Source organism: Hymenobacter tibetensis (genome assembly GCF_022827545.1).
GTDB classification, from domain to species: domain Bacteria; phylum Bacteroidota; class Bacteroidia; order Cytophagales; family Hymenobacteraceae; genus Hymenobacter; species Hymenobacter tibetensis.
Genome location: NZ_CP094669.1, coordinates 4,323,999 through 4,336,326 on the forward strand (window position 1 = coordinate 4,323,999; position 12,328 = coordinate 4,336,326).

9 protein-coding genes are annotated in these 12,328 nt (G+C 54.7%); 5 read left to right on the plus strand and 4 right to left on the minus strand.

Annotation, left to right across the window (positions count from 1 at the left end):
• Positions 1-16: 16 nt before the first annotated feature.
• Positions 17-283 (minus strand): hypothetical protein, encoded by a 267-nt coding sequence (locus MTX78_RS17325; RefSeq protein WP_243796920.1) that lies wholly within the window; start codon positions 281-283, stop codon positions 17-19.
• A 220-nt stretch (positions 284-503) separates the two neighbouring features.
• On the opposite strand from MTX78_RS17325, the gene MTX78_RS17330 reads away from it, so the two are divergent.
• On the plus strand, positions 504-971 hold the full coding sequence (locus tag MTX78_RS17330) for a hypothetical protein (RefSeq protein ID WP_243796921.1): 468 nt from the start codon (positions 504-506) through the stop codon (positions 969-971).
• A gap of 135 nt (positions 972-1,106) precedes the next feature.
• Here MTX78_RS17330 and MTX78_RS17335 read toward each other — a convergent pair whose 3' ends face one another.
• Positions 1,107-2,453 (minus strand): RagB/SusD family nutrient uptake outer membrane protein, encoded by a 1,347-nt coding sequence (locus tag MTX78_RS17335; RefSeq protein ID WP_243796923.1) that lies wholly within the window; start codon positions 2,451-2,453, stop codon positions 1,107-1,109.
• Positions 2,454-2,477: 24 nt separating this feature from the next.
• Positions 2,478-5,552, minus strand: coding sequence for a SusC/RagA family TonB-linked outer membrane protein (locus MTX78_RS17340; RefSeq protein ID WP_243796925.1), 3,075 nt, complete (start codon positions 5,550-5,552; stop codon positions 2,478-2,480).
• A gap of 308 nt (positions 5,553-5,860) precedes the next feature.
• Between MTX78_RS17340 and MTX78_RS17345 the strand changes: the two genes are divergently transcribed.
• The 3 genes from MTX78_RS17345 (at position 5,861) to mltG (ending at position 10,223) form a co-directional block, all read left to right on the plus strand.
• A complete protein-coding gene (locus MTX78_RS17345) occupies positions 5,861-7,033 on the plus strand; it encodes a ribonuclease D (RefSeq protein ID WP_243796926.1) in 1,173 nt (390 codons plus the stop codon).
• 489 nt (positions 7,034-7,522) lie between these two features.
• Complete coding sequence (locus MTX78_RS17350; protein WP_243796928.1) at positions 7,523-9,013, plus strand: helix-turn-helix domain-containing protein; 1,491 nt, start codon at positions 7,523-7,525, stop codon at positions 9,011-9,013.
• 148 nt (positions 9,014-9,161) lie between these two features.
• On the plus strand, positions 9,162-10,223 hold the full coding sequence (gene mltG / locus MTX78_RS17355; RefSeq protein ID WP_243796929.1) for an endolytic transglycosylase MltG: 1,062 nt from the start codon (positions 9,162-9,164) through the stop codon (positions 10,221-10,223).
• 10 nt (positions 10,224-10,233) lie between these two features.
• On the opposite strand, the gene MTX78_RS17360 is transcribed toward mltG, so the two are convergent.
• Positions 10,234-11,775 carry a hypothetical protein gene (locus MTX78_RS17360; protein ID WP_243796931.1) on the minus strand — a complete coding sequence of 514 codons (1,542 nt, stop codon included), beginning with the start codon at positions 11,773-11,775 and terminating at the stop codon, positions 10,234-10,236.
• Positions 11,776-11,874: 99 nt separating this feature from the next.
• On the opposite strand from MTX78_RS17360, the gene dtd reads away from it, so the two are divergent.
• Entirely contained in the window at positions 11,875-12,318 is a 444-nt protein-coding gene (gene dtd, locus MTX78_RS17365; RefSeq protein ID WP_243802918.1) for a D-aminoacyl-tRNA deacylase, read from the plus strand.
• Positions 12,319-12,328: the final 10 nt, after the last annotated feature.

Consider the following 12,328-nt stretch of genomic DNA (forward strand, 5'->3'; position numbering starts at 1 on the left):
ATGGGGTATGACGACGCTAGAAGCGTGGCACGTTGCTGTAATCGAAGAGGGTATCTTCTTCTTTTTCGCGCACTTGGTAGAGCACGCTTTCAGCTACGCCCCGGCCAAACAAGCTTACTCCTGCATTGAGCACGCACAGGGCCACGGTGCCAGCTGCCACCCAGTTGGAGGTGGGTTCGCCCCGCTCTTTCTTAGCTGATGCCCACTGCACTAAACATGAGCCGAAGCCGATGACTATCAGCCCGCTGGGAGCAAACAACAACCATTTTTTCTTGTGGGTCATGATACTACTATAGAACAGGTGAGAGTGGAGAGGAGAATGAAAACCAGGGCTTCTACCAAAGATAGCCGGGAATTGCCTGTATGCTTCATCACTGGCCTTTGTTTCCGATCGTACCTTTGCTGGGCGGTGCCGTAAGAAGTGCTTGCATATCCCTGATTCTCCGCCAATATATACCCAGGACTGTTACCAGCCGACTGGTCTGTTTCTTTTTTTCTCCTGCATGTCTGCTTACGAACACTTGTTGCGCGAAGCGTTTAGCCGCGTATCCGAACCGGGCCGCTACCTTGCCCCTACCACGTTGGCCGCCTACACTGATTTCGAGCGAGCCAGCGCCAAGGATCTGTCGTTTCGCTTCGAGCGGGTACGCTTAGCCGTTGCCATGAGCCTACTGCAACTACTAGCCGACCTCGGCGACCATGACGAAAGCCGCCAAGTGCTGGGAGTGCTGCACCGTGCCCTTGGCGCCCGTTCCACCTCTGAAATTGACACTATTATTCAGAAGGACGCCAAACTCTTCGACAAGTTTTACACCAACCTTTATGTCAACGAGGAAGGCGAGCAGCTTCTTCACCTCTTCGAGCGCGCGTTGGATGCCGATTCGCAGCCTCTCATGGATGACGTTATCGAAGAAGCCTTGGCGTTAGCTCGAGAGTTGGATTTCACAGCAAGCGACGAAGACGAGGAGTAGACTGGGTTCTCTTCGCAAAAGCCCTTTGCCGTTGCGGGCAGGGCTATTTCCTACTCCAATTAGCATCAATTAAAGCAAAAAGGCCGCTCTAGCGCTAGAGCGGCCTTTTGTTTTGGTCTAGCTCAAGGTTGCAGATTAGTTATACCCAGGGTTCTGTACCAAGTTGGGGTTTACATCTCGCTCTCGCTGCGGAATCGGCAATACCAGTCGAGGAGAGTTCCAAGGTATAATGACAGGTGGACTATCAGGAGTGGTAGCCTGCTCTTGGTTGCGCTTCAAGTCATGAAGCCGAGCACCCTCAAAAGACAGCTCTAAACGCCGCTCTTTCAGAATGTCTGCCAGCGTAACGCTTGTCAAATCAGGTAGGCCGGCCCGCTCACGAACAGTGTTAATATCTGCCAAAGGCGTTGCTCCTACTGTTCCACCGGTGCGCAGATTACCCTCTGCCCGAATCAGATACATTTCGGCCAGCCGAAGGATGCGGATGTTGCCGTACTGCTGGTCGAACTTCAGTGTGTACACATCATCAAAAAAGTCGGCACGCTCATCGCCGGCTTCGTACCGCTCAAAGTGCTGATCCGACACTTCAATGTCTCCCCTTTGCGTAGGAGAGAAGTATGTATTGAGGTCGTTCAGTCCATCTTGCTGTGTAATTTGAATTGCAAACACATCTTCAGAAGTATTTGCAGTCGGCTCGAAAGCTTCAGCATAGCTAGGAGCAAGGCTATAGCGGTTGGAGGCAATAACGCGGTTGGCAGCGCTGGCCGCTTCTGCAAAGCGCCCCTGCTGCAAGTACACCCGCGCCAGCATACCTGCGGCGGCGGCTTTCGTGGCAAAAAAACCATTGGAAGCCGCTATGTTAGCTTCTGCTGTGCTCAGGTCTGTGATTACCTGCGCGTACACTTCAGCTACTGTGTTGCGCGCGACCTTGTCGGCAGCGCTGAACGCAACAGTTGGAGTCAATACCAGCGGCACCCCCGGGTTGGTTTGCGGGTTGCCGTCGTTCCAGGCACGACCATACAAGCGCACCAACTCGAAGTATAAGCTAGCCCGCAGAAAGCGCGCTTCGCCTTCCACCCGCTTACGCTCTACCTCCGATACTTTGTCGAGGTTGGCTAGCACATTGTTGGCGATGTTGATAGCACGGTACGAGTCGTTCCAGGTGGCCGACACGAAGCTATTATTGGTAAGCACTGCTTTGAACTGGGTTTCGCGTGGCTGCACGAAAGTGCCCACAAACTCGAAGTCGCCGTCATCGGCTAGCAATTCCGATATAAACTGCACGTAGCCTCCGTACACGCGGTTGCTGCTGGTGGCGTCGTAGGCACCTACCAGGGCTGCTTGCACATCAGCGGATGTGAGCAATGCGTTTTCCCCCGGAATGTCATTTACTGGTTCAATGTCAAGCTTGTCGTTGCAGCCAGCCAAAGGAGCAGCAAGCAGCAGACCAGCCATGGCGAGCGAGCGAAATATATTTTTCATAAGAAAGTCGAAGAAGACGGCTTGTTAGAAACCGATGTTGATGCCCACTGTGTAGGTCTTGGCTTGCGGGGCCGAGTAGAAGTCGTTGCCCTGAGAGATATTACCCGACGATGGATTGGTAGGATCGAAGCTCGCTAAGTAGTCGGCATTGACTTCGGGGTCCCAGCCAGGGTAATCGGTGAAGGTGAGCAGGTTCACGCCACTCACATATACCCGGGCAGTCTGCAAATGCACTTTCTCTAACAGACTAGTAGGCAACGTATACCCCAACGACACAGACTTCAGGCGCACATACGACCCATCGTAGAGGTAGCGCGACGACTCTTCGGTGCCATTGCCGCCAAATAGCCGGGCTTGTGGCACATCGGTGATGTCACCGGGGTTGCGCCAACGCCGGAGTTGGTCGCTCGTTTGGTTGTCGTAGCCGTTGCTTCCATTGGCCATCTGGAACTTACCGCTGCCATCGTATACATCGTTGCCAAATACGCCCTGAAACAGTACGCTCAAGTCAATACCCTTAAACGCAAAGGTGTTGGTTACGCCACCAGTCCATTTCGGATTCGGGTTACCAATTATCACTCGCTCGGCGTCTTCGTATACGTCGGTGGTGTTCCGGCTGCGTGAGCCGTCGGCATTTACTGTATTCAGGTAATACAAGGCGTTGCCATTGGCAGGGTCTACGCCCGCGTACTCACGCCCAAAGAACACTCCTATTGGCTGGCCTTCCACTGCCCGGTTCAGGAATCCTCCCTCAATAACCTGACCGTCGAGGTTGGTAATTTTGTTTTTGTTGAAGGAAGTATTGAAACTCGTTGTCCAGGTGAAAGCACCAATCAGGTTGCGCGTGGTCAAGGCGAATTCCAATCCGCGGTTCTCCAGGTCTCCTACGTTGCGAAACTGAGACGTGAATCCTGTGGTGCCCGGCTGATTTACACTCAGTACAAGACCTTCGGTTTTCTTTTGATACACATCAACTTCGCCGCTGAACCGGTTATCAAGGAAGCCAAACTCCAATCCGGCATCCACTTGAGTGGTCGTTTCCCACTTCAAGTCGGGATTAGCTAGCTGGAAGGGACGCTGGCCCGGTACACCTGCATAGGCATTGGCTCGGTACAGGAATCGGGAAATAAAGTCGGTGAAACCTTGGTTGCCTGTGCGGCCGATGCTCACGCGCGGCTTCAGGAAGCTCAACACATTCTGCTCACTCAGGAAGCCTTCCTCCGTCAGGACCCACCCTAAGGAAGCTGCTGGGAAGAAGCCATATCGATTATTTTTGCCGAAACGCGACGAGCCATCCACTCGGAAGCTGGCGCTTAGCAGGTACTTGCTGCTGTAGGAGTAGGTTCCGCGCCCGAAATAAGACAGCAAAGAACTACTTGTTTCGGAGGAAGAACCTGCCGTAATGGAAGCGGCGCTAGTAATTTTGGTGTACGCGTCGCTGGGGAACTGTTGGGCTGTTACGCTATTCGCCTTGATGCGGCGCTCCTCATAGGCCATACCGCCTACAGCTTCCACCAGATGAACTTCGTTGAAGGTTTTCCGGAAGGTCAGGAAGTTGTTGGTGGTGTAGCGGCCGTTCACTACGTAGCGGTTGAAACCGTCGCCGCCATTAGGCCCATTGTTACGGGCAGTGATGCGCCCGGAGTATTGGTCTTCTTCCTGGTTGAGTAAGTCCACTCCTAGCTCGCTCCTTAAGGACAAGCCTGGAATGAACTCGTACTGCGCAAATACATTTCCCAGGTTGCGATACACGGTGGAAACGTAGCTGGCTCCCGCCTCACTCAACAAAGGATTGTAGTAAACCGGATAGTTGTTGTTAGGCAAGCCGGTGGCTACATCCAACTGCCCACTCAGCAAGCCAGTGCGCGGGTCAATTAGGGGCGAAATTGGCGACAACGCCACAATCTGCATAGGATTGCTGAACGCGTTATCGTTGGAAATACGATTGTTGCGTGTTCTTGTCAATCCAAAGTTCAAGCCGAGCGTCAGCTTGTCAGTAGCTTTTTGATCGAGGTTGACGCGGGCACTGATCTTCTCGAACTTGTTACCAATTAGAATACCTTCCTGGTCGCTGTACAAGCCTGATATATAGAAGCGCGTCTTATCGTTTCCGCCATTTATGCTCAAGTCATACTGGCTGAATGGCGCATCTTGAAACGCCTCATCCTGCCAGTCAGTGTTGACTAGGGCTTGCTGGTAATCGTTGTTGCCGGCTGAATATCGCTGCAACCGAGATTCCACTGTGGCCAGGCGTCCTACGTTAGTTCCTGCCTCACGCATCAATTCCACGTATTCGGTTGCGTTCAGGTAGTCCCTCTTGTTGGTAGGTGTACTACCACCGAACTGATAGCCCAGCGTAAAACGGGTATCTCCGCTTTTACCCCGCTTGGTGGTGATAAGCACCACACCATTCGAAGCCCGCGAACCATAGATTGCCGAAGCCGAAGCATCTTTCAAGACGCTAATACTCTCAATATCATTAGGGTTCAGGTCAGCAATCGGGTTTGTGGCAGCCGTAGTAGCCGATTGGTCCTCTGAGATAATTGGAATGCCATCAATTACATACAGCGGTTGAGTGTCGCCGCTCACGGAGCTAGTGCCGCGCACCCGCACCTTGATACCCTGGCCTAACTTACCGCTAGAACTCTCAATAAACACACCGGCTGCTTTGCCTTGAATGGCTTGCTCGAAGCTGGGTACTGGTGCATTCTGTACTTCACGGCCCGATACCTGCGTTACGGCACCCGTCAGGTCGGCTTTCGACTGGGTACCATACCCTACTACCACGGCCTCGCTTAGCGCTATGGCGTCTTCTTTCAGCATCACGGCTACCGTTGTCCGGTCGCCGACTACAACATTTTGCGTGGTGAAGCCTACCGAACTTAGTACGAGCGTAGCGCCAGGCTGTACGGTTAAGGAGAAAGAACCATCGCCGCCAGTACTGGTGCCGTTGGTAGTGCCTTTCTCCAGCACGGTCACGCCGGGGATGCCTGCGCCGTCGGAACCCGTTACCCGGCCACTAATGGCACGGGTTTGGGCCCAGGCTGGCGCGGCCGCTGCAACGGCGCACGCCAAAGGGATGAATAATCTTTTCTTCATGTAAACGAACCTGCAATAGGCCAATTAGAGTGAAATGGAACTATGAAATAGAGTGCTTAGCACGCCAAACACCGTAAAACCAGATGAAGCAGTTTGCAAAGTAAGGCCAAACGATGAAAAAACATTCTTTTGCTCACAATACCCCCCTATAATTAAGGGCAAAATCCTGATTTACTAATTATGGGGTTTCGCTTAACAAAATGTACAATTGGATTTGCTTAGTCGTCATGCCTACCTTTACTCGCATCACCTACTTAACTATTCAGCGCTAATTAGCGCCGTGCTCCGTTCCCCTCTTTTCTCTGAGAATGTCTAACCCCATCCAGTACCTGACCACGGCGGCCGAGGTGCAACACGCCGCTGACAGTCTGCGGACTGTTCCTCGTATTGCTATTGACCTGGAATTCGATGATATGCGCCACCGGTATGGCCGCAATCTGGCCCTGATCCAGATTTTCGACGGGGAGACGCCGTATCTCATCGACCCGCTGCCGCTCACCAATCCGGCCCATGATTTGGAGCCACTCTTCGCTATTCTTCGCGACCCAGCCGTTGAGAAGGTGTTTCACAGCTGCAAGTCTGATATTCTGCTTCTCGATGAAGTATACGGCGTACATGTTCGCCACATCACGGATACTAGCGTGCAGTACACGCTGTTGGCGGAGGCCGATAACAACATCTCCCTAGGCCGCCTGATTCAGGCCGAACTAGGGATTGAGGTAGACAAGGGCGAACAGAAATCGAACTGGCTGAAGCGTCCACTTACTGAAGCGCAGATGCAGTATGCCGCTAACGACGTTCTGTTCCTGTTTGAACTGGCAGATCGGCTGCGCGACAAGCTAGCGGCCCTGGGGCGTACCCACTGGGCTGAAGAGGAAAATGCTGCCCTCGAGGACGTGCGCTACTCCCGAGACGAGCGGCCTTACCTACGCATGGCCGGTAAATACCGCATCTTACCGCAGGAACTCCCCCTGTTCCGCGACCTATACCTGCTCCGCGACCAGGTAGCCCGGCAACTAGACCGCCCACCTTATATGGTATTTGCTAACGAGCGCCTTCCCGAGCTAGTACGCGACCTGCCGCGTAACCTGAATGCGTGGAAAGCGGCTCGTGGTTTGCACCCCGAGCTCAAACGTGCCCCCTACCTCGACCAGTTGGCTGCATTATCGGCTGAAGGTTTCGTGCCTGTACCTGAGCCTACTGCTCCTGCCGAGCAACGCCGGTTCCCGTTCCGGCGGCGGCTGACCGGTGAGAAAGCAGCCCGTGCCGACGCGCGTGAGCAACTACTTACTCAGTTGAAAACTCACGTCACCTCCGACGTCAACGGCTTTGTCGCTAACCTGGTCCTCTCCAACCGCCTGGTGGCAGACATTGTAGAGCTAGGCGCCGAGCAGGTATTACGCCCTTGGCAGAAAACCATTCTGCGCGAAACCGCTCAGCGCCACAACCTCGATTACGACTCGATAGCTCAACCTTTCTAACTCCTTGATTTAACTGGAGTCCTAGGAATGCACGAATTTTCTGGTAGCTATTACCCATTGAAAAAGGCTTGCCAGTTGGTGAGCCTTTTTCAATGGGTAGAAAGTGCTTTCCAATCCGGCGCGGGGCCGCCTCAAGAGTTGCTGTGTATTCTGACCACGCCTACGGTATAGCTCGGTTACGAACGCAATGACCGAAAATGTAAATACCTCAGCTTATCAGCAAAGGGCTGAAGATTAACATGTGGTGACACAGGAGGAAGAAATGTAGAGCAAACACAGGATCGAGCTATAACAACTAAGCGAATATCCGCTATAAACATCAAACACGCCTATCAGCATTTATTTGCGCGTTTTAAATTTTGTCCAAAAGAAACTCTCCGAAATTCTGTTCTTTGTGGGTTAATAGATGGCTGTTCACTTGCAACGCCCCACTGCCCGCCTTTTCCGTGCCCTCCCCCATCCGAAGCACATCGTTGTGTCCTATTGCCTATGTTAAGCCACGGCCAAGTTGTCCGGTTGATTTTTGGACTGAAGTTGCGCGAGCTACGCCAAGAGCGTGGGTTCACTCCGGCCGAGCTGGCTCGTGCCTGCGACGTTTCCGTTTCGTACCTGAATGAGATAGAGAAAGGCAAGAAGTATCCTAAAGCCGACAAGATCTTGAGCCTCAGCAAGGTACTGAGTGTTAGCTACGACCAGCTCACTTCCCTGACGTTGAGCCGGCGTTTAGAGCCGATTTCAGAGCTTCTACAGTCAGAAGTGCTCAAGGAATTCCCGCTTGAGATGTTTGGGCTGGACCCCATACGCATTGTAGAGCTAATTGCTGATGCGCCGGCGAAGATGAACGCCTTCATCAGCACCCTCTTCGAAATAGCCCGCAACTACGAAATGCGGCAGGAAAACTTCTTTCTGGCGGCGCTACGCTCCTACCAGGAGATGCACGACAACTACTTCGAGGATTTGGAAGAGGATGTGCGCACGTTTTGCGTGGAACAAGGCTTGAACACCGCAGCGCCCTTTGATACTACGCAGCTGGAGCGGGTGTTAGTGGAGAAATACGGCTACACCCTGAACCGCACTACACTGGCCAACCACGCGTCCCTGGGTCGTTTGCGTTCAGTGTTTCAACCGAAAACGCGCTGCTTGTTGCTGCGGCCGGGCCTCTCCAAAGCGCAAGAGTCCTTTGTATTAGGCCGCGAGGTTGCCTTCAACTACTTGGGCTTGAAAGAGCGACCTTATGTGAATGCCACGTTTGCAGTACATTCCTTCGACGAGGTGCTAAACAACTTCAAGGCGTCGTATTTCGCTGGGGCTCTCTTGATGGAAGAGGAAAACATGGTGCGCGACTTGCAGCAGTTCTTCGAGCTACCGCAGTGGCAACCCGAGCGCCTACAGGATTTGCTGACGCGCTACGACGTATCGCCGGAGATGTTCATGCAACGGCTAACCAACTTGTTGCCGCGCCATTTTGGGTTGCAAAGCTTGTTCTTTCTACGATTCGACCAAGCCCGTGCCACGGACGACGGCTACAAGCTGAGCAAGGAGCTACACTTGTCGCGCTTGCATAATCCGCACGGCAACGCATTACACGAACACTACTGCCGCCGGTGGATATCTATTCGGTTGGTGCAGGAAGCACGGTTGCGGGCTCTAACCGAAGCTCCGGCCTTTGTGCTGGGCGCGCAACGGTCTTGCTACCCCAACAACGATGAGTATTTGTGTTTGACATTGGCCCGCGCAGCCGGTCCTACCGAGCCAGCTGTCAGCGTAACTGTTGGCTTACTCTGCGACGACAACCTGCGCCAGAAAATTCAGTTCCACGAGGATCCAACCATCATCCAGCGAACCGTAAATGAAACGTGCGAACGGTGTCATATCCTGAACTGCGAAGTGCGTGCTTCTGAGCCAGTGGAATTGGAACGCCGCGCCCGGCAGCAAGCCACCGAAACGGCTATTGCAGCACTAGTTAACGCCGATAAGTAAGCCAAGCGCGCCTGACTGACAAACCGAATCAACTTCTTTGGCAACGCACTGCCGGACCCGGCTGAAGCCGTGGCGGGAACTGCGCCAGCGGTTTTCGAGTATCATTCAACCAGCGTTGCCGTTTTTTTGCTCACCAGAACCCTCTCCTTTGCCAACCACCCAAGCTGCCCACTCTTCCCGCCGCTTACTCTGGTACCTCTTACTACTGGCTGTGCTTGTAACGGGGGCGGCAGCATATGCTACCTGGCGTGTACTGTGGCAGCCAAACGTGGCCGTATCGCCGTACGGTGCCCCCTACTTATACATCCGGACGGGCACCGGCTACGCGGCCGTGCTGGATTCCTTGCGACGCCATGAGCTGCTCCGCGACCTTGACACGTTTGAATGGTTGGCCGAGCAGCGAGGCTACCCGCGACGCGTACGCCCCGGCCGTTACCTCCTCGACCCGAGCCTCGGCAATGATGCCTTGCTGGACATGCTGCTACAAGGCAAGCAAGACACCCTGGCTTTCACTTTGGATGCCTTCAAATACAAGCCGCAGCTTGCACGGCAAATCAGCAAGCAAGTGGAAGCCGATTCTGCGGAGCTACGCAAGCTTCTCAACGACAACACCTTCCTGACCCGGCGCTACCAGCTCGACACCACTACGGTGCTAACCATGTTCTTGCCGGGTTCATACCGCCTGTTCTGGAACACTTCCGCCCGCGACTTCTTGGATTCGGCAGCGGCCACGCACCGTCGGTTCTGGACGCCCGAGCGCCGGCACCGGGCCGATTCGTTGCAGTTGTCGCCTACGGAAGTGCACGTGCTGGCCAGCATCGTGCAGCGCGAGACGGCCAAGAAGGAAGACAAACCTGTTATTGCGGGGGTGTACCTGAACCGTTTGCGGCGCGGTATGCGCTTACAGGCCGACCCAACCCTGCTATGGGCCATCGGCAACTTTGGGGTGAAGCGGGTGCTTAACAAAGACAAACTCGTAGACTCGCCCTACAATACCTACAAGCACAAAGGCCTGCCGCCGGGGCCCATCACTTCGGCTAACCGCCAGAGTTTGGATGCTGTGCTTAAGCCTGCTGCGCACCGCTACGTCTTCTTCTGCGCCCGCCCCGACGGCAGCGGCTTCTCTGATTTCGCTGAAACTTTTGCTGAACACAAGCAGAATGCCCGCCGCTACCAGCACCGCCTCGACAGCTTGGGCATCAAGCGGTAAGGGCATAGCGCTACTGCAAGCGGTACAAGCGGAGCTGAGCGGAATCTTGGCGGGCCGCGCGCTGAAGGATCAGGGTCTGGTGGTAGCCTAGCCCAGTGTATTCAGAATGCTCGAGAAAGAAAAGCGGTGAGGTAAGCAGGGGCTCTGAAAACGCAACAAGGGCCGGCTGGCGGCGTAGCGAATCGAAACGTGGGGTGTTGGTTACTCGCCAATACGCGTCGAGCAGAACATAGTCGAACTGCTTTTTCTGCCAGTGGGCCAGTTGCTTTTCGTCGGTGACAACGGCAATGGTATCTGTGGCGGCAAGAAAGGGGCTTAGTCCTAAGCCGAGCGTACTTACCACCCGTACCGGGCCGGGCGTGCGGGCTTGTAGCTGCTTGGCCATCGAGCCGTAGTGGGTGGTGGCGTACGCATAGACTTCTCGTTGCACTCGGTACAAGTTGAAAGCTGTAGCGGCCAGAAGTAGCACAGCCACTATTCCTTTGGACACCGAAGAAGGCAGCTTGCTGTAGCCAATCAACCGGCGTAGCGCCAGGAACGTGAGCACATAGAACAACGGATACACCAGCAGCAACCCCCGCGGCGCTTTCAGCAGCAACGACATACCCAACAGAAAGCAGCCTGCCCAAACACCCAGGTAGGTTGATAAGCCGAGAGGAACGTGCAGCCGCTTGAAACCCTGCCACCTACCTCGCGCCCACAGCACCAACCCAACTGCCAGCCCCGGCAACAACAACGGCGACTCGAAGTCCCATAGATAGCGCAGGTAGTACAGCCCATCGAAGCGAAGGTGCCCCGCCCGGCCTGCGGCATTGCTGGCCCCCGGAAAAAACAGGTTGTAGTACACGGCCGGCCAACGATACCAGGGCAATCCGCCCAGCACGCCTAGCACGCCCAGTACGATATAGGGCGCCACCAGTACCAGTAGCACCCGCCTCAACGTAGCAGGCCGCCACAGCCTTCCTTGCCCGTAGAGCAGTTCCAGCACCAGCAGAATGGGCAGCGTAAGCAAGAACTTGTAATTGACGCTCAGCCCCAGAGCCAGCCACCCCGCTACACGCACTAACGCGTCCGGAGTGGGATGTTGTAAGCGCGCGTAATGGGTTCGTAGCAGCGCTGCAAACACGCATAAGCTCATGGAGCCCATCGTGAAGTCGCGCCCTGAGAAAGTTAGAAACACGGAAGTACCCGCAAAAAGAAGCAGCAAAGCTTTTTCAGTACCGCCTACCTGCTTCTGGACACCCACAAACTCTAGTAGCCACAGCAGCGCCGCTACTGCCAGTAGGGCGTTTAAGTGCTGGAAAACCCGATAATCGGCCGTGAACCAGGCAACCGGCGCAAACAGCAGGGAAAAAGCCGGGCTGCCGTGGTGAAACAGGTTGCGCAAGTTGCCGTGCGCCACTTCCTGCACAATTTGCCAGTTGCGGACGGAATCGTAATCGGGAAGTGCTACCTCTTGCAGTCGGTACAGTCGCACTGCCACTATTGCCAGCAAGGCCAACCCTAGCAGCAGATAGTTGACAAGAATACGGGAGGAAACAGAAGCGCGCAAAAGGCTTAGCCGTAGATGAAGCCGCAAGATGCTAGTTTTGCTCGGGAGGCTGTTTACAACAAAACCGACCACCGTCGTACACTAGTTAAACACTACACTATGCGCACCGTCATTCAGCGTGTTCAACGGGCCAGCGTCACGGTCGAAGGGCGCATTACCGGTCAGATTGGTGCTGGCCTCTTGGTCTTGGCCGGGTTTGCGCCCGACGATACTCCTGCCACCCTCGACTGGATGGCGCGCAAGCTGATACAGCTGCGCATTTTTTCCGATGAAGCGGGCAAGATGAACCTTTCGGTGCAAGACGTAAACGGGCAACTGCTAGTGGTGAGCCAATTCACGCTGCTGGCCGATGCGCGCAAAGGCAACCGCCCTAGTTATACCGGGGCCGCTCCGCCGCCTGTTGCCATACCGCTTTACGAGCAGTTCATACTGCGCTTGGAGCACCTCCTGGGCCGGCCTATTGCCACCGGCGAGTTTGGCGCCGATATGCAGGTGGAGCTTCTCAATGATGGCCCCGTTACCATTGTGCTGGATTCCCAGTAGTACTACTCCC

Bases quoted from the DNA above. Each gene is read 5' to 3' on its own strand.
- MTX78_RS17340 (WP_243796925.1), bottom strand. From the start codon at position 5,552: ATGAAGAAAAGATTATTCATCCCTTTGGCGTGCGCCGTTGCAGCGGCC.
- MTX78_RS17330 (WP_243796921.1), top strand. From the start codon at position 504: ATGTCTGCTTACGAACACTTGTTGCGCGAAGCGTTTAGCCGCGTATCC.
- MTX78_RS17325 (WP_243796920.1), bottom strand. From the start codon at position 283: ATGACCCACAAGAAAAAATGGTTGTTGTTTGCTCCCAGCGGGCTGATA.
- MTX78_RS17350 (WP_243796928.1), top strand. From the start codon at position 7,523: ATGTTAAGCCACGGCCAAGTTGTCCGGTTGATTTTTGGACTGAAGTTG.
- MTX78_RS17335 (WP_243796923.1), bottom strand. From the start codon at position 2,453: ATGAAAAATATATTTCGCTCGCTCGCCATGGCTGGTCTGCTGCTTGCT.
- MTX78_RS17345 (WP_243796926.1), top strand. From the start codon at position 5,861: ATGTCTAACCCCATCCAGTACCTGACCACGGCGGCCGAGGTGCAACAC.
- dtd (WP_243802918.1), top strand. From the start codon at position 11,875: ATGCGCACCGTCATTCAGCGTGTTCAACGGGCCAGCGTCACGGTCGAA.